Consider the following 18,589-nt stretch of genomic DNA (forward strand, 5'->3'; position numbering starts at 1 on the left):
TCACTATGAAAAGAGGACGAATCATCCAAATACTGCTTATGGCTATTCTTATTTCCGGTGCGTCCATCTTCTATTTTGGAAATGTGGGGGCGCAAGAAAAGGATATAGCCGCTTTGGAGACCGAAGGAGAAGCTTGGACTGGGAAAAAGGAGCAGGGAGCTAAGAAGGCTGCTGATCGAATTGCTATCCCTGGTTTTGAATCTCTGACGCTTAAAGCAGATACAAAAGAACAAGCGGTGAATTTTTATAATCCGGAGCAAAACGTCTGTTATTTCAAATTAACATTATCTGTGGGTGAAACAACCTTATGGGAGTCAAAGCTAATAGAGCCTGGCTACGGTATCTATAACATTGAGTTGAATCAACCCCTTTCAGCAGGTGAATACCCTGAAGCTGTACTGAAATATGAATGTTACACCATAGAAGAGACGCCTTCACCGCTTAACGGCTCTGAAATAGAATGCTTACTTTTAGTCATCTGAGCGATTGAGGAGGATAGAGATGAAGAAGATATGGATAAAAAGAATAATTATAGCATTAGTAATGACTGTAGTATGCTGCTGTTTTGGTCAGGAAGCGCTGGCTAATAGACAGACAAAGGTGAGCTATGATCATGCTAGTAGCTATACATTGATTATTCCAGCAAAAGTGCAATTAAGCTTCTCAGAAACTACAGAATTAGTACTTAGTACGGTCAATCGGAATCTGTCACCAAGCAGTGAAGTAGAGGTCAGACTGATCGATGGATTAACAGCGGATGGAGAAATAACCCTTAGTCGAGAGAATGCATCAGAAGGGAAGCTAGTGAGTTCGATCAAAACAGCAGGCAATGATGTAACAAGTGCTAATCGAGTAGTGGGAAGCTTCAAGGGCTTTGTTGCGGAGGAAACACCGATAAGTGTCATTGATCTGGGGATTCCTCAAGGAAACAAATTAGCGGGTGACTATAAAACAGAACTTGTTTTTTCCGCATCCTACAAATAGAAAACAGAGAGCGAAGGGGAAGAGCTTACATGAAGAAGAAGGTAATCGCAAGCAGCATTCTGCTGTTCGGCATGCTTGCTTTCCAACCGACTACAGTGGCGGCTGAAACGACAGAAGTTTCAGCTAACTGTCCGAGTGATTACGTAGTGATGATTCCGCCTGATCAAGTAATTACGGAACGACAAGCAGAGATTGGGGAAGTTTCTATCTACGGAACAATCGAGCCTGGAAAGATAATTCGACTGACAACAACATCGGACGAATTTATACATGAAAATGGAGTGAATAAAGTCCCTTTTATAGTCAAAAGTAATAATGTACTTTGGACAGAGGACACTTGGAATGAGGCTGAGCTGATACAAGGGCAGGAAAAATCAGTTACCTTAGGGATTGAAATCGGGGAAATGAATTGGCTATTTGCTAAACCAGGCAGCTATAGAGCGAAAATCATTTATAAAACAAAAATTGAATAGATGGGCCCACTTTTTTGTATAAGGGGTGAAAGCTTTGGTAATCGTTTAGAAGATTCCAAAGCTTTTTTTTCGGTTAAAGGATCGTAAAAATTCTGTGGGAGAAATTCACCAGTACGAATACAGGCAAGGGCTTCTAAAGCGAAATCAGCTAACTGGAAAAGCTGGCTTCTTCCTAAAAGGAGCTTAATAGCTTTGTATGTACTGTTCCGTCAAAAAGGTCAGATAATCTGTAGAAGGCGTTTGTATCTTTCCATTTTTCTTTTTAAAGGTTTGGAAAAAAGAAACTCAAAAATATTTATAATAATAAATGACTTCTTAAAGAAAGTGTTCTTTGAGTCTTGAAAAATGAATAAAAATGGAGGGAACTATAGTGAAAAAATGGTGCGGATTGTGGAATTCTATGGCTTTTGAGCAGAACGATAGCCGCTCAGAAGCTGGGAATCCCTTATCAGACTATGCGAAAGAGCTTTGTCAAAAAGCGAATGAACTCGTTCTTACAATCAACGGAGAAAATTTTTACGAGATATTGCCTCAACTAATGAGACTTGATGCCAAACTTCGTCTGGTAAAGTTTTATATTTCCAGTCGTGGGTTACTTAATGAGCTTTCCGATCAAGAAATCGTTGCACTTATCGATAAAGAGTACAAGACGGCTCATTTTGAAAAAATACTAAATTTCAATCGGATGGCAGAAGCCGAAGATTCTGTTCTTTTTCAAATTAGCTAGCTGGGAAAAAGGCTGTTGCAGAAAAAATGCAACAGCTTTTTTTCTATTTTCTATCAAAGAAATGTGCAGGCTAAAAGCTTTTGCAGCTCTTTTGTTTCAGGAGGGAAATCGATGAACAGAGAACGGATCGCTACTTGACACTCTTTTGGTAGATAAGCATTTTTGTCAATAACGAATAAGGTTTCGTTTATTTTTTCGTTCTCTTTTTTTGCCTCCAATAGATTGGAATGGATAGAGAAACGGATCGTTTGAGGAAGAAAATCCTGAATCATCATCTTTGTGATATGGCTGTCCATGCTATTTTCTGAGATCAAGGCAATCGTTGAGACCTGTTTTTTGAGTATAAACGGGCTGAGACGACAGCACAGAACCTGGATATGCTTTGTTGTGATATGCAGGCCGTAAGTGTTCCACTTTTGGATGATGCACGCCACTTTACTGTAGATGCCGGTATCTGTTCTGCCAACACGTAAGTATTCTGTTGAAATCAAAGGATGTAAATCTAAGGTTATGTCTTTCAAAAAAATAAAAATGGCAGACAGAAACCACTCTTTTTCTGTAAGCTTTATAGAGAACGATTCTTCGAATAAATCTGTTAGACGGTGAACACTTGGATCATTCAAAAAATTCTCTTGATATGCTGCTAATGTTTCAGGTGCCATGGTCTGATCGAAGACGTGCGTATTAATGATCATTAAAGATAGCAGTGAAAATAAATACTCTACATCAAACTGATCTCCCCAAACAGGCTGGAAATGCTCTTTGATTGCCTCTTCAAAAGCAACAGGTCGCAAATAACTACGAATAGATTCTAGGGTTTCAGATGGGAAATACAAACATCCTTTAGGCATATTTTGAGCAGTGGTTGTTTGAAGCAAAGCGGTGAAAAATTGCTTTTCACTATTGGAAAAAGTAATTGATAGACTGGTTTCTACAGCTTGAAGAGCGATTAACGACTTTTCTGTAATTGTTTTGTCAAAAGCAATTAGATCTAAACCGAATTGTCTGGTTAGAACGGAGACTAAAAAACGAATCTTGATTAAATCTCCTGTTATTTGATTATCTGAAATCGTTAAACCAAGCTCTTTTAGAAATTTTTCTACGGTTGCTCTGAGAAGATACCCTTTTGATACAGAGATAAATTGCTCATCGATGAACTCAATGTACTTTTTTTCAAAAGGTTGTAGAAAGTAAGTCAGGGCTTTTAAAAAGAGTGATTGTGCATATATCTTTTTGCCGAGAATTTCTCGATTTCCTTCAGTAAATGGATCGATTCGAAAATCTCCGGAGCTGTTTTCTAAAATGGTTATATGTAAGGTATTACGCAGATAATTGATATCATTTGCGACTGTGACAGGTGTGCACTTTAGATGAGCGGCGATGCTCATAGGACTAACATATTCTTCGCCTAATAACAGATCAGTTAGTTCGACTGCCCTTAACAGATTTTTTTCTATGTAGGTATAGATCATTCGCGGCTCACCCGCTCCATAAGTGGGTTACTCCATTGCAGCCACTGAAAAAGAGAAGGGCTAGCCGTTATGTGAGCTAACTGTTTTAGCTTTTGCTTTATGGTAATCCCGTACGGGTAAACATCAGTCATATGGTAATCGTCCTTTCCGTTCTATTTTTTGACTCAAAAAAGATTTTAATGGAAAAGCTAGGTAATTGTAAAGCAATTATCTGTAAAGGGATTTTGAATTTATCCTTTTTTAATAAACGATCAATTTCTGAAAAAACAATGAAAGAATCAGAAGTATTTGTTGTGTGGCTCAAATACTTCTGATTCTTTATAAATGGCGGTTTTCATAAGTAATGACTGAGTGTATAAAATGCTGATAAACGGATTGATACAGCTGAACCTGCTCATTATCTTTTTTTATAAGTTTAAAGGAAGGGGTGGATGATGTCTTAAGATCAGTCTCTTGCAATCCTAATAATCCGAATCCCGGTTCGTTATGCGCAGAGAGCAAGCAATCTTTTCCAAGAATATTTGCAGTTAGCTGTGTCAGCTCCGTGTGTCTGAAAACACCGCCGTTGATTGAGACCTCTTCATCTGAAATTTCAACAGTCTCCATAATCATTTTCAGATTCAAAATCATCCCTTCGACAGCTGCGCGAATGAACTCTGAGCGGCGATGCGTCATGGTGATTCCTTGATAAGAGCCTTTAACAAAAGGATTCCACATAGGTGCTCGTTCTCCGTTAATAAAAGGCAGGAACTGTAATCCATTCGCTCCTGGTGAGGTGCTGCTCAGTACGTTGCCTAGCTGGTCGAAAAGCGTGGTCGAATCATCAAAGAATAGGTTACTGACCCATTCTAAAACAGCACCACCATTATTCGTAGGTCCCCCGCAGACCCAAAGATTTTCAGCCAAATAATAGCAGAAGGTTTTTCCATTCGGGTCCAATTCACGCTTTGTTGAAAGCTTTCGAACGGCGCCGCTTGTACCAAGTGTAACACTGGTATGAAGGCCAGTATTCAAATATCCTGCTAAAGCGGCAAGACACCCATCGCTTGCACCAATCAATAATTGGGTGTGGCTGTTTAAACCAAGTGCTTGTTTGCGGTGCTCTTCAATAGGGAGAACCGCATCGGTATCTACCAGTTGAGCAAGCTGGGTCCTGTTTACAGCTAAGAATGCTAGGATTTCGTCATCCCAATCAAGTGTAGAGCTATTAAACAAGCCTGTTGCAGAAGCTGTAGAATAATCCAAGATGTATTCTCCTGTGAAATAATCAGCAATCAATTCTTTCAAGCCGATCCATTGTTTGACTGGTAAAGGAAAGGGATGTGTTTCTTTGATCCATAAAAGCTTGGAAAAAGGTGACATATAATGGATCGGGGTTCCAGTCTTTTCATAAACCAGAGAGCTGAAAGCTGTTTTTCTAAAAGTGTCGATGGTACTTGCTGCTTGCTGATCTGACCATATCAGAATATCCCCATAGCCTTGGTCAAATACAGGGAGTAGACTGTGCATTGCAGTGCTCAAGGCAATAAAATCGATTGTCCTTTTTGTCTCTTCATTTAGAGCAAGTAGGACGGTATGCAATGTTTCTAGCAATTCCTCAGGCTTTTGATACACTTTTCCATTGGCTTCCGTATAAGTTTTAATTCGGTGCTCCTGTCGGTGGATCAGCTGGGCACCTTGGTAGAGGAACAGCTTGATTGCAGTCGTTCCGACATCAATGGTCAACGTTGTATGAGTTGTCATTGCGCGTTCTCCTTTACCGCAGCGTGTCCACCAAATTGGTTTCTAAGTAAGGCGACAACCTTTTCAGCAGTCCGATCTTTGCTTTCAGAGGAATAACGGAAGAGAAGTGACTGTGTGATAACAGGAGCAGCTATTTTCAAGCGTAAGGCTTCTTCGATTGTCCATTGACCTTCACCAGAGGAAGGGATGACACCTTCGATTGCATCAAGCTGCTCCGGAGCACGAAAGATATTTTCTGTCAGCTCCATCAGCCAGCTGCGAATGACAGAGCCGTGATTGAAAACATTGGCTGTTTTTTCCAAATCATAATCAAAGGGTGCGTGAGCAAGGATATCAAAACCTTCAGCAATGGACTGCATCATGCCATATTCGATACCGTTATGAATCATTTTTAAGTAATGTCCGCTACCGGAAGGACCACAATAGAGTGCGCCATCAGGTACGCAAAGGTCCATAATAAGTGGCTCGATTGTTTGATAGTGCTTCGGATCACCACCAACCATCATGCAAGCACCGTTTGTCGCACCTTCGACACCTCCAGATGTACCTACATCTAAAAAGAAAACGCCGTGCGCACGACACGCTTGCTCATTTTCTTGGCTATCCGTATATTTTGAATTACCGGCATCGATGATCGTGTCGCCTTCTTTGAGAAAAGGGAGGCATTCACGAACCATTTGATTGGTTAGCTTTCCGGCCGGAAGCATTAACCAAATCAATCGTTTTTCTCCTTCTCGTGCTGTCAGCAGCTCAGATAATGTGGGATAGAAGGTAGCGCCCAGTTCTTCAGAAGGTTGCTTTAAATCACGGTTGATGTCTGTGCAGTGAATCGAATAGCTGCTATTTTGAGATAAATTTGTTAGAATGCCCATGCCCATTTTTCCTAAGCCAATCATTTCGATATTCATTTGCCGTCTTCTCCTGTCTATAGTAATCTTCTGTCAGTCAAAAACTCCCCTTAAACAAGTCGACTTCATTTTCAAAATAGGGAAGTCTATCTGAATAAGGAGAGTTTTTGGGAAAGGGAAAGTTAGTCCGGAAGAATCAGCTGACGTTCAGTAACTAACTGTTTATACCAAAATCCGGATTTCTTCAATGTTCGTGTTCGCTCTTCATTCAGCTCGATTCGGACTAAACCATAGCGATTCTTGAAGGCGTTCATTGGGGATACACAGTCGGTAAATGCCCATAGCATGTAGCCTTCACAATTTGCGCCTTCCTCTATGGCACGAAGCAACCAGCTTAGGTGCTGTGAAATAAAATCGATACGGTAATCGTCCTGCACCTGTCCAGCTTCATCCATGTATTGCTCTTCCTGTTCACGGCCCATGCCGTTTTCAGTAACAAGCCACGGGATGTTGCTGTAATTCTCCTTCAAATACACAGCCATATCATACATGACTTTAGGATAAATTTCCCAACCACGCGAGTTGTTCATCTTTCTGCCTGGAAGATCGAAGGTTTCGTAGAACATCTCCGGATGGAAAGGTGTCTCAGCATTCCATTGATAGCGTGGCGCTCGTACTCGTTTTGGATAGTATTGGTTGATCCCAAGAAAATCTACTGTATTATTTTTGATGATCGCCAATTCTTCTTTGGTTGATGGGAACATAATATCATGTGTATGGCATAAATCAAGTAGCTCTTTAGGGTACTCACCAAGAATCATCGGATCAAAAAAGACTTTATTGAAGAATAAATCGTACATGTGCGCTGCTTTTTGATCGTGTGCAGCACTTGAACGCGAGTAAACCATTTCTGGGTTCAGAATGCAGCCGATCCGTCCAGCGTATTCATTTTCATGAAACAGCTTGACTACTTTTGCTGTAGCCAATGCTTTGTGGTAATTCCAAGTCATCCATTTTTTTGTATCCTGTTCGTGAGGCCAACGGACAGCATCCAGATAACAGCGTGTTTGTGGAACGATAGGCTCGTTGAAGGTAAACCATTGTGTGACCCGATCGCCATAACGCTTGAAAGCAATTTCGGCATAGCGAGTGTATAAGTCGACAACCTCCTTTGAGCTCCAGCCGTCATATTTATCCAATAGGACAGCAGGTACTTCGTAATGCTCCAGACAGAGCATTGGTTCCACATTCGCAGCTATCAGGCTGTCTACAACAGCATCGATATGAGTAGCGTAATCTTCATCAACGATCAGTTTTTCATGATCTGTAAAGAAGCGAGCCCAGTTGATAGATGTTCGATAATGGGTTAGCTTAATTTCTTTCATTAAATCAATGTCTTTTTGGTAATTTTCCATAAAGTTTGTTGCAACATCCGGTCCATAGCCGTCATGCCAGACAAACGTTTCATTTTTGAACCACAAATCGAGGAAGGAATCCTGATTGTCCTTTTTTCCTTTCCAGCCTTCTGTCTGCCAAGCAGATGAAGCCGCTCCAATAACGAAGTTTTCTGGAATAGTTAATTTCATGATAGTACCTCCGAAAGAGAATTTATTCAGCTGATTGCAGCTGTTGACGATTGGATACTTTTACAAATGGCAGATAAATCAAGACGGAAACAATGATACAGACCAGCTGTGTGATTACCGCACCGAAATCACCGGCAGTTGCCAGATAGCCATTGACTAGTGGTGGCATTGGCCAAGGGACCATAACAACTGCTTTGGCTGCAAAACCAAGATAGGTCGCAACATAGCCGATTGTTCCTGTAACTAAAGGTGTTAAGATGAACGGAATAGCTAGAATTGGATTGAGCATGATTGGCAATCCGAAAATCAATGGTTCATTGATATTGAAAATGCCTGGAGCTGCAGACAGCTTGGAAATTTCTTTCATGTCGTCTCGTTTTCCTACTAAGAATATAGCAATCAACAGCCCGATTGTCACCCCGGAACCGCCCATGCTCATGTACATATCCCAAAATGGCATAGTGATAATGTTCGGTATTTCTTTTCCGGCTTCAAAGGCTTCTGTGTTGACAGCAATTGCAGCTAAAAGCAATGGTTCTCTGACTGGTTTGACCATTTGATTTCCGTGAATCCCAATAACCCAAAATACTTGGGCGATAAACATTAATAATAGAATACCGGGTAGGCCCTGTACCACATTTTCCAGAGGTTTTTGTACAAGATTGTAGATGATGTCATACATATACATGCCAGTCATTGCTTTGACTGCAAAACCAAGCGTAGCGATTCCCGAAACGGTTAGAATCGTTGGAAATAGAGCAGAGAAGCTTACAGAAACATTTGTCGGTACAGTATCCGGCATCTTTAGCTTCAGTCGATCTTGTTTGCCTAACCAGCAATATAGCTCAATAGATAGGATAGCGATGAACATGCCTAGAAATAGCCCTTTTGTATCTGTAAATTGCTTAGCCAATACATTTTCTGCGATGACGGATTTCTCTTCAAAAAGAAATTCAAAGGTGGTCGGGTTGACAGAAAGATAAGACATAACCGCTACAATACCAGGAAAAACACCCTTGACCTGATTTAATTTTGCCAGCTCAATACCTATTAGAAAAACGGCGTAAATTGTCAGAAAGCTGAGTGTCACATAAGAAATGCTGTTTGCAATGGGCTTTAATGCGCCAAGAAATTGGAGCGGACCAAGCTGAGCCAGTCCATTTTCCGTATCAAAAACCATGGCAGAAAACAAGGTTCCAAAAGCACCGGTAATGATGACCGGTATCAGTGCGGCGAATGCTTCTTTAATTACTTTGATGTAACGAAGGCTATTGATTTTTGTTGCGACATTGCCTAGAACATCAGCGAACTTGTCCATAAAACTTCGATTTTCCATTAATAGTTCCCCCTTAATAATGTAAAGCTTCCCAAATACCATTTAAGTAACTTGCGCCAAGTGCCCGATCGTACAACCCATATCCCGGACGTCCATTTTCTCCCCAAATCATCCTTCCGTGGTCTGGCCTTACATAGCCATTGTAGTGGTATTGCTTCAATAGAGAGAAAACTTTGACCATGTCGACGGAACCATATTTAGACATATGGGCCGTTTCTTCAAAGCTGTTATCTGCATGAAGTAGGATGTTGCGTGTATGCATGAAGTGAACTTTTCCTTTTTTTAAATAATCCTCAAGCATAGCATAGATATCATTATCATTTCTTGCGCCCAATGATCCGGTACAGAAAGTCACGCCGTTAGCTGAACTCGGATTGAGCTCAAATAATCGTTGAAATGCCGCATTATCTGTAATGATCCTAGGTAAACCAAAAATGGGGTAGGGCGGGTCATCGGGATGAATCGCCATGTTGATCCCAACTTCTTCAGCAACTGGAATGATTTCATTTAAAAAATAGCCCAGATTTTCCCAAAGGTCATCTTCTGTTACAGACTGATACGCTTCGAATAACGCTTTCAATTCGTGTTTTGAATAAGATTCGTCCCAACCGGGAAGTGAAAAGTCTTCTGTTAACGGATCAAGAGAAGTGATTTCCTTTAGGTCAAGTGCCAATGAGGAAGAAGAATCCTCGTTGATGAAGTTCAAATCTGTTCGTGTCCAGTCAAAGACCGGCATAAAATTATAGCAAATCGTCTTGACACCAACTTGGGCTAATCGTCTGATGTTTTCCTTGTAATTCTCGATATATTTGCTTCTTGTCGCTTTTCCTAACTTGATATCCTCATGTACGGGTACACTTTCTACCACTTCAAAGTGCATTCCATGTGCTTCGACGTCGGATTTTAGTGATTGGATATCTTTTTCCGGCCATAATTCTCCGACTGGAACAGAGTATATAGCGCTGACGATTCCCGTCATATTAGGGATTTGTCGAATGTAACCAAGAGGAATCGGATCAGATGGACCATACCATCTAAAACTAAATTTCATAGTTGTTCTCCTTTCTTAATCATCTGATGAATTTAATATAAAATACATCGGATGATTTGTCAATAGAAAACGTTTACTTTTTGGTTGACGAATAAAATTTATTAGGTGGAGCAGATTGAAGGTTAGGAAAGTGGTCTAAAAATAAGAGGGAATTTACGTATAAAAATGGAAAAAAGGACCGAGGAAAATAGCTCCCCAGCCCTTTTGATTCCATTCATATAGTTATAGATGAGATTGCTTCGTTTTTGCTTGCTCGAAGTGATTCAGATTCATTCGATTATAAGCCATATGGACGGTCATAGCATCGAAAGCTGCATCGCTGTCATGCTTTTTGATGGCTGCAACAATTTCTCTATGCAGTAAAATTGTTTCTTCCTTGACTCGTTGATTGGTGTAGCTATCACTATAGAGGAACATCGATTCGTTGATAACTGGAATCAGATGATGCATGGCTACGTTATTACTGGCTTTCGCAATCAAAGAATGGAATTCAACGTCAAGGTTTAATTGACGTTCGGTATCTGTATCCATAGCTTCCTCAATGGCGATGCGCACATGGTCGATTGCTTGAATTTCTTCTTCTGTAGCATTAGCTGCAGCTAATGCAGCTACACGAGGTTCTAAGATATAGCGGATTTCAAACAGATCCTTGGTCAGCTTGAATGTGTCCTTTACAAGACCGAAGCCCAATGGATCGTCCGCTATTCCCTTTTTCTTACTGATGAAGGTTCCAGCACCCTGTTTGACTTCCAACACATTACGAGAAGCAAGGGAACGAACGGCTTCTCTGATGGTGCTCCGTCCCACGGCTAACTCTTTTGCCAGTTCGTATTCGTTCGGCAGTCTGTCGCCAATCTGCAACTCGTGTGCATGTATGTAATTGATAATTGAATCTGCTACTTGTTCAGGTAGTTTTTTTCCTATGTTTTCCATCTTGATCCCTCACTTGTCTGATGAATGTATTGTATCTCACTTTTTTAGTAGTTGCAAATCGCTCAAATAGATCAGAAAGGTAGGATGACTTTGTGAGGGCATCGCTGAGTCAGAAGAAATAATAAAAATCCCAAGACTTTCTCTGAATTATTCTTTGGAGAGTGGTCTTGGGACCATGATCAATAGTTAAAATGTTCGATAAACATATTCGTTTTTAGGGGGTGCAATTTTTGTTGCTGTAGATACGGTAACGATCGGAAGTGTCCGTTTGAACGGATGATAGTAATCCGTTGTAATCGTACCTTTGATTTCCACCCAGTCGTTATTGTTGAATGATACGTCTTGAGGTAACTGGGTAAGGAGTCCAAAGACACCTGCATCAGCAACACAATGGATAATCCCAAAGCGGAAAACAAACGCATTGGCTGCTGTATCATCCTTTGAATGAAAAACAAAGCCCTTGAAGGAGACTGTTTTTCCGAGAAAGTCACTTGGGTAGTTGTAAATCAGCTCCATGACCTCCAGATAATTCTCATCAGTGATTGTAAGAACCTCTTTATCTTCATATTCGCTCATCAAATCTTTCATCTGCTGTTCGTAGTCAGATTTTTCAAAGAAGATACTTGTGTCCGGCTTCAGATACTGTGTTTGAACATCAGGATCGCCAGTTGATTCTTTGCTTAAAGGAAATTGAAACCCTTTCGCTTCAACGATGGTTGTATCTAAGCTGACCGTTGGAAATGCAAAGCCGACAATTAGGGGCAATGCTAAAAGAATATAGGCACTTAACTGTTGAATAGGTTTTTGCTTGTGGTGATGGTGTCCTTCTCTATGGGTGTGCTCCTGTTCTTCGTCCTTGTCATTGTTCATCCAAAGGAACAACTGAAAAACAGCGAGAATCAAAGATAATGCCATTGATAAAACAGCTAAATAACGATAATGAACATTGATATATTGATTGAGTTTTCCGGAAATCTGTAAGGACATCATAAGTAGAGCGTAACCGGCGAAAATAATAAAGCGAACCATGTGTCTTCCTCCTTAAACAAAATAGGCATATGCTGCTGTCAGAACAGTGATTAAACCAACAAATTTGAGCATAAAGGAACCTTTAAAATAGCGTTTCATCATCAATAGATTTTTGATATCCACCATCGGACCGAAAATGAGGAAACCGACAACAGGGCCGGTACCGAATAAGCTGAGCAAGGAGGAACCGATAAACGCATCTGCCTCTGAGCAGAGGGACAAGACGAACGCCATCAAAATCATCACTGCAATTGCCAGCAGCTTTGTTTGTCCAAATTGAAGGATGGCGGCAGTTGGTAGATAGGTCTGCATAGCTGAAGCAAGTAATGCGCCGATAATCAGATAACGTCCGGTGTCGAAGAATTCATCAATGCCGTGAGTGATCACTTCTTTTGATTTAGAGAGAAAAGACGTGGTGGATTCATGAGGAGCATCAGTCGAGCAAGCTGCTGCTTCATCAGCTGTCTCTTGTGTTTCCTCTTTTATTAGAATGGGCTCTTTATTGATAAAAGCCAGCCAGAAGCCAACCGCAAAGGCAATCAGCATACTGCCGCCAACACGCCAAAAGACAAATTGCCATGAATTACTAAAAGCAATATAGGTAGAAAATAATACGATTGGATTGATGATTGGTGCAGTCAACATGAAAGCGAATGCGGTATAGGAAGGCACCCCTTTTTTCAGAAACTGATGAACGATCGGTACGATCCCGCACTCGCAGGAAGGAAAGAAGAAGCCTAAGATGCTGCCGAAAAAAATGGAGAGAAATTTATTTTCAGGTAGCAATCGAATGACTCGTTCGGGTGTCAGAAAAACATGGATAGCGCCTGATATCAGACAGCCGAGTAAAACAAAAGGGAAAGCTTCAATAACGATGGATAAAAAAATAGTACTCATCTGTAAAATAGAATTGGGAAAGATTTGTTCCATTAGTCGTGTCTCCTTACGTATAAATTGCTGTGTGTATATAAAAATGAATAAATACTTAAAACTCCTCATTCATTTAACTCCTTTTTTCTTCATAAAACAAGTTTCTTCGAATAAATTTAAAAGAAAATTCACTCAGCGCTCGCCATAAAAAGGTTTGCTAGAATGGTTGGTGTTCTATGATACAGGTCTACCATTGGACGAATAGGGAAGCAGTTGAATAGCTATGCCTAGAGAGAAGGGTCAAAATTTACTGAATGTCAAACAAATATAGGATCAGCTACTGCCAAGCAGCTCCTTATTTGTTATATTAATAGATAACAAATGTAATAAAACCTGTGGAAAGGAGCCATGATGAAAAAAATTTTATTGTTAGAGGACGACGCAAATTTGAATCAGGGAATCACCCTGTGTCTTATAAAGGAAGGGTACGAAGTATATCCCTGTAAAACAATTAATGAAGCGAAAAAGACCTTTGCTTCTGAAAAAATCAATTTGATTATCAGTGACATCTCTCTTCCCGATGGGAGTGGACTGGATTTCTGTAAAGAGGTTCGACAAAAATCAGGGGTCATTATTATTATGCTGACTTCTTATAATCAAGAGTATGATATCGTTTCCGGCTATGAGCATGGTGCGGATGATTATGTGACAAAGCCATTTAGTTTAATGATACTGGTTTCTAAGGTAAACGCATTGATCAAACGATTGCCGGACAATAATTCAAAGGTGTTTTCTTCGGGGGCACTTCGATTGAATTTATCTGAGATGAAAGTATTTATTGAAAATGAGCTGGTACAGCTGAGTAAAACGGAAATGCAAATGCTCATTTATTTTATGGAAAACCCTAAGCAAATTCTGACGCAAGAGCAATTACTTGAAAAGGTTTGGGACAATAAAGGGGACTATGTAGATAGCAACACGGTCTCTGTGAATATCAGCCGATTAAGACAAAAGATAGGGAAAGAGGAAATAAAGACAGTGAGAGGAGTCGGCTATATATGGGTAAGAGACGTTCAAAAACTCTGACAGGTGCTTTCTTTTTGCTTCTTTTAGCAACGCTTTTTGCCTTATTTTGGAGTTATCAAGAGTTGTCAAAGCAAACAATGATCGATAGTCAGCAAACACTAGGTGCGCTTTCTTTCGCTAATGAGTTAGATGAAGCTGCTATTGTAGACGGCTTTGAATCAGAGTTAGATCCTCAAAATGTAGCTGAAGGACAACGTCTGGAAGAAAAATATGGCTACTCGTTTAAAAAGACACGTCAGCAACAAAATTTACAAAAATTTTTATTGCGAGCAGGGCTGATTCTTGTAGTCAGCTTTTTCTTGCTTCTGCTTATTTGGTGCATTTTTGAAAAACGACAAAAAGAGCTTCAATCAAAATTGCTGAATATAGCTGATCGATTCGAAGAAGAACAACGTCGAAATGCTGTCTTGTTAGAACGAAGAAAATCAGAGGAAGAGAATGTTAAATCGGTCATCACAGATATCACGCATCAGCTGAAAACTCCTATTGCTTCATTGAAAATGAGTCTGGAAATTGCCGGATCAGATAATTTTTCGACAGAGGAAAGAAAAACATTTTTAGAGCAAGGGAATAACCAGATCGATAAGCTGGATCTGATGTTGGATTCTTTGGTCAGACTCTCTCATTTGGAGGCGGAGCTGATCAGCTTGAAAGCGGAGGCCTTCTCTTTGCAAGATATGGTTGCACAAATTGTTGGTGGTCTGATTATGAAGGCCTTGGATAAGCGCATGGAGATCGAAGTGGAAATAGTAGAAGACCATTTGATTTTTGCAGATAGAAAATGGATGATCGAAGCCATCAGTAATATTTTGGAAAATGCAATAAAATATGCACCAAAGCAAACGACTATTACAATCAGAGGGTCGATTCTTCCTAGTTACGCACTGATTGAAGTGCTGGACGAAGGAGAAGGAATTCCTCCGGAAGAGATCAATTTGATTTACCGTCGTTTTTATCGTGGAAAAAGGGCAACTGTTCTTGAAAATGAAGGCTCAGGGGTTGGCTTATATTTAGCGCGTAAGATTATTGAAGAGCAAGGCGGTGTGTTGCTGGTGAAAAATCGACAACCACAGGGTGCGAACTTTCAAGTAACGGTTCCGTTGAAACGAAACGAAGACCTTGGGAACATGTAGGCACTCAGAGCAACCAACCGATAGAAAGACGATATCTAGGTTCCTTCTACCTTCTTTTGATTTCTGAGCCAAAACCAATTCTTACAAACTTGTTATATTGAATGAAAAGAAACTGAAAGATTCCTTCTATATACTGACCATAGAAAAGGAAATGAGGGAATGGAAAAATGGTATTAAGAATTAATGACTTAGTAAAACATTACAATGACGGTAGTACAATCGTAAAAGCCGTAGACCATACAAGTCTGGAAGTAAAAAAAGGAGAGTTTGTTGCGATCATTGGGAAATCCGGTTCCGGAAAGAGTACGTTGCTGAATCTGGTTGGCGGGCTGGATCGACCAGATTCTGGCGAAATCTACATTGATGGAAAAAATGTATTTGAGATGAAGGATGAGGAGTTGGCAGTCTTTCGACGTCAGAAAATCGGATTTATTTTTCAAAGCTACAATTTGATTCCATCTTTGAACGTTTGGGAAAATGTGGTATTACCTATTGGTTTGGATAATCGAAAAGTAGATGTAGATTTTATTGATGACTTACTGCAAAAGATTGGTATCAAGGAAAAGAAAAAAACGCTGCCTGGCATGTTATCAGGTGGACAGCAACAGCGTGTAGCGATTGCCAGAGCAATTGCTTCTCGACCGGCAATTATATTGGCAGATGAACCAACAGGAAACTTGGATACTAAGACGGAACTGGAGGTCATGTCCTTATTGAAACATTCTGTTGAGCAATTCGGGCAGACCCTGATCATGATCACTCATGATGAAGCGATTGCTCAAATGGCTGATCGAGTGATTCGTATTGAAGACGGGCGGGTGAGCTAGATGAAAATGGTCAATACGCTTGCTTGGGCCAATACAAAATACCATAGAGGGAAAAATTTACTCTCGGGGGTAGCGATTGTTTTAACTACTGTTTTGACTTTTCTGATAATAACAATTGGTATCGGTGTGATAAATGTCCAGAATCAGGCAGTAAATAAGACCTACCCGACTTGGCATGCTATGTATAGAAATGTTTCGGAAGATAAAAAGGATGAGCTGTTGCTACACGCAGATATTGAGAAGGCTGGGCTGCGTCAGGATGTTGGTCAAGCTGTCATCGATACGTCCGACCTTTACATGATGTATTTGGATAATACGGCACAGGAATTGAGCAAAGCGACCTTTACAGAGGGGGTGTCTCCTCAAGAAGGCAATGAGGTGGCAGTGAGCAGAGAGGCTTTGCGACTATTGGGCTATTCGGAAGCTGTTTTAGGAGATGAAATGAGCTTTCCCTATCAAAGCAATGAACCAAATGGGCTGAGCTTGGCGAAAGAGGGGACCTTTAAATTGTCAGGGATTCTTCCTGATAGTGAGGAGGCAACGAAAAAAGACGTCTTCACTCTATTAGTCTCTAAAGATTTCATGGAGCAAACAATTCCAGAAAACGAACGAGACTACCGTGTAATGATTCGTGTAGGTGAGCATGTTGCATCTTCAACAGACGCTATTAAAGAAGCGTGTGAAAGCATTGGCCACTCTTTCGATGTAAAAAAGGACGATGTGGTCGTGAATACGGAGTATCTATTTGCTAACTACGTTGATCCAAGCTTTTTAGTTGGCATGGCTGTTCTTGTAGTCATTATTGCGATTGCCGGTGCGTTGACGATTTACAGCATTTATTATGTTTCTTTAGTCAACAAGGTACAGGAGTTTGGAAAACTGAAAGCACTCGGGGCAACAAAAAAGCAGATTCGCCAAACCGTGTTAAGAGAAAACCTGATCGTGACCGGCGTAGCGATTCCTATAGGTTTATTAATTGGGATTGCCGGCACATTGCTCTTTTTCAATAAGGTCATGTTGTCATTTATGGATGACTCAGTCTCATTGAAAGTGATGAAGCAACTATTGGAACAAGGAGAAGTTCAACTGATTCTTCCTTGGATTGTGGTGTTGACGATTGTGATCAGTTTGGTTACAGTAGTAGTTTCGTCGTTGAAGCCGATGCGTCAAGCTGGAAAAATTTTACCAGTTGAAGCGATGCGTTATACAGGTCAATCACCCACTAATCAAGCAAAGCGTCAGGGCTTTATCGACCTGACCTTGAATAGGCTTGCCGGGGCAACGCTTTCCCGCAATAAAAAAAGAACACTGATGACGATCTTCTCTTTAGGAGCAATCGGGATTCTGTTCGTCGTTGTTTCAACTGTGTTCAATTGTATGCAGCCGAGTGAAATTGCTAAAGAAACACTTGCTGAGGATTTTCGTCTTTCGATTGAGCATTGGAGCGGAGATCAGATGAATCCGGAGCGGGAATGGAAAGCCATTCAACAGAACAACCCGTTCGACGATACGATGGAGGCGAAAATAGCGGCAATTCCGGGTGTTGAAAACATCGTCGCGCATGTAATGATAAGTGGCGAAATTCCTGATTTGTTGGATTCTTATACGGGAGAAGCACTTGGGGTTTCTATCAATGGGATAGAGGAAGAGCAATTTAAGGAGCTTCAATCCAGTATTAAAGAAGGAGCAGTGACTTATGAGAAGCTACGTACAGGAGAAGCAGTAATTGCCGGTGATACCTTTGCTAGAAATTATCCGGAGGTAAGTGTCGGTGATTTTGTTGAAGTGACGATTTTTGATGGCGACAATAGCTATACCAAAAAGCTGGAAATTGCAGCGATCGGAGAGTTTTCGCAAGCGCAAAGTAATTATAGTTCGTTTGTTGGCTCGCGTGAAAGTGTGCAAGCAATGTCGAGCAATAATCTGACAAACTACTATGATATCAAGGTCGATCCGAAGCGAGAAAAAAATGTCAAAAAAGCTTTGACTGAAATCGTTTCTTCGAATGAAATGATTGAAATGGAAACATATCAGGAAACGCTTGCCCAATGGGAAACTGCGATGCTTTTGATGAATGGAGCTGGGTATGGCATTATGGCTATTTTAGGTGTTGTGGGTATCATGAATCTAATCAATACGACGATCGACAGTATTTTGACTCGAAAAAAGGAGCTTGGTGTGATGCAAGCAATAGGGATGTCCAACAAACAAATGAAGCGTATGCTGCAATCAGAAGGATTATTTTATGCGATCGGCATCACAGGATCATCTGTTGTTTTTGGTAGTCTAATTGGTTATGCTGTTTACTTACATGCCGCAGCTAATCGATTGTTGCAGATCAGAGAGTATCATTATCCCTTGATTCAAGTTGTTTTACTGGTAATTATTGTTTTTGCTGTTCAGTTGGTACTGACTGCTCTCACAACCTCATTGGTTAACAAAGAGCCCGTAATAGAACGTATTAGAGGTGCGGAATAGGGGAAATGGCTAT

General features: G+C 40.7%; 17 protein-coding genes. 8 read left to right on the top strand and 9 right to left on the bottom strand.

Annotation, left to right across the window (positions count from 1 at the left end; genetic code table 11):
* Positions 1 to 5: 5 nt before the first annotated feature.
* The 4 genes from A5888_RS20085 to A5888_RS20100 all read left to right on the top strand — a co-directional run bounded on the left by A5888_RS20085 (position 6) and on the right by A5888_RS20100 (position 2,184).
* Positions 6 to 482 (top strand): hypothetical protein, encoded by a 477-nt coding sequence (locus tag A5888_RS20085; RefSeq protein WP_086349222.1) that lies wholly within the window; start codon positions 6 to 8, stop codon positions 480 to 482.
* Positions 483 to 501: 19 nt separating this feature from the next.
* On the top strand, positions 502 to 984 hold the full coding sequence (locus tag A5888_RS20090; RefSeq protein WP_086349223.1) for a hypothetical protein: 483 nt from the start codon (positions 502 to 504) through the stop codon (positions 982 to 984).
* Positions 985 to 1,013: 29 nt separating this feature from the next.
* Complete coding sequence (locus tag A5888_RS20095) at positions 1,014 to 1,457, top strand: hypothetical protein (protein WP_086349224.1); 444 nt, start codon at positions 1,014 to 1,016, stop codon at positions 1,455 to 1,457.
* Positions 1,458 to 1,827: 370 nt separating this feature from the next.
* Positions 1,828 to 2,184, top strand: a complete 357-nt coding sequence (locus A5888_RS20100) for a DUF7006 family protein (protein ID WP_086349225.1) — start codon at positions 1,828 to 1,830, stop codon at positions 2,182 to 2,184.
* 53 nt (positions 2,185 to 2,237) lie between these two features.
* Here the strand turns inward: A5888_RS20100 and A5888_RS20105 are convergent, their stop codons facing one another.
* From A5888_RS20105 to A5888_RS20145, 9 genes are all read right to left on the bottom strand, one after another.
* Entirely contained in the window at positions 2,238 to 3,656 is a 1,419-nt protein-coding gene (locus A5888_RS20105; RefSeq protein ID WP_086349226.1) for a helix-turn-helix domain-containing protein, read from the bottom strand.
* 318 nt (positions 3,657 to 3,974) lie between these two features.
* Entirely contained in the window at positions 3,975 to 5,399 is a 1,425-nt protein-coding gene (locus A5888_RS20110) for a gluconokinase (RefSeq protein ID WP_086349228.1), read from the bottom strand.
* Entirely contained in the window at positions 5,396 to 6,307 is a 912-nt protein-coding gene (gnd, locus tag A5888_RS20115) for a phosphogluconate dehydrogenase (NAD(+)-dependent, decarboxylating) (protein WP_086349229.1), read from the bottom strand. Before gnd ends, A5888_RS20110 begins: the two co-directional genes overlap by 4 nt.
* Before the next feature lie 122 nt (positions 6,308 to 6,429).
* Positions 6,430 to 7,833 carry a glycoside hydrolase family 1 protein gene (locus A5888_RS20120; RefSeq protein ID WP_086349230.1) on the bottom strand — a complete coding sequence of 468 codons (1,404 nt, stop codon included), beginning with the start codon at positions 7,831 to 7,833 and terminating at the stop codon, positions 6,430 to 6,432.
* 22 nt (positions 7,834 to 7,855) lie between these two features.
* Positions 7,856 to 9,169, bottom strand: a complete 1,314-nt coding sequence (locus A5888_RS20125) for a PTS sugar transporter subunit IIC (RefSeq protein ID WP_086349231.1) — start codon at positions 9,167 to 9,169, stop codon at positions 7,856 to 7,858.
* A gap of 13 nt (positions 9,170 to 9,182) precedes the next feature.
* Entirely contained in the window at positions 9,183 to 10,220 is a 1,038-nt protein-coding gene (gene uxuA / locus A5888_RS20130) for a mannonate dehydratase (protein WP_086349232.1), read from the bottom strand.
* A gap of 222 nt (positions 10,221 to 10,442) precedes the next feature.
* Positions 10,443 to 11,144, bottom strand: a complete 702-nt coding sequence (locus A5888_RS20135) for an FCD domain-containing protein (protein WP_086349418.1) — start codon at positions 11,142 to 11,144, stop codon at positions 10,443 to 10,445.
* 195 nt (positions 11,145 to 11,339) lie between these two features.
* Entirely contained in the window at positions 11,340 to 12,182 is an 843-nt protein-coding gene (locus A5888_RS20140; protein WP_086349233.1) for a TIGR03943 family putative permease subunit, read from the bottom strand.
* A gap of 12 nt (positions 12,183 to 12,194) precedes the next feature.
* On the bottom strand, positions 12,195 to 13,112 hold the full coding sequence (locus A5888_RS20145; protein ID WP_086349234.1) for a permease: 918 nt from the start codon (positions 13,110 to 13,112) through the stop codon (positions 12,195 to 12,197).
* A 351-nt stretch (positions 13,113 to 13,463) separates the two neighbouring features.
* Between A5888_RS20145 and A5888_RS20150 the strand changes: the two genes are divergently transcribed.
* The 4 genes from A5888_RS20150 to A5888_RS20165 all read left to right on the top strand — a co-directional run bounded on the left by A5888_RS20150 (position 13,464) and on the right by A5888_RS20165 (position 18,576).
* Positions 13,464 to 14,138 carry a response regulator transcription factor gene (locus A5888_RS20150; RefSeq protein WP_086349235.1) on the top strand — a complete coding sequence of 225 codons (675 nt, stop codon included), beginning with the start codon at positions 13,464 to 13,466 and terminating at the stop codon, positions 14,136 to 14,138.
* Entirely contained in the window at positions 14,111 to 15,271 is a 1,161-nt protein-coding gene (locus A5888_RS20155) for a sensor histidine kinase (RefSeq protein WP_086349236.1), read from the top strand. The genes A5888_RS20150 and A5888_RS20155 overlap by 28 nt, the downstream gene beginning before the upstream one ends.
* Before the next feature lie 167 nt (positions 15,272 to 15,438).
* Positions 15,439 to 16,098, top strand: a complete 660-nt coding sequence (locus tag A5888_RS20160) for an ABC transporter ATP-binding protein (RefSeq protein ID WP_086349237.1) — start codon at positions 15,439 to 15,441, stop codon at positions 16,096 to 16,098.
* A complete protein-coding gene (locus A5888_RS20165; protein WP_086349238.1) occupies positions 16,099 to 18,576 on the top strand; it encodes an ABC transporter permease in 2,478 nt (825 codons plus the stop codon).
* Positions 18,577 to 18,589: the final 13 nt, after the last annotated feature.

This window comes from Enterococcus sp. 9E7_DIV0242 (genome assembly GCF_002140975.2).
Classification (GTDB): domain Bacteria; phylum Bacillota; class Bacilli; order Lactobacillales; family Enterococcaceae; genus Enterococcus_L; species Enterococcus_L clewellii.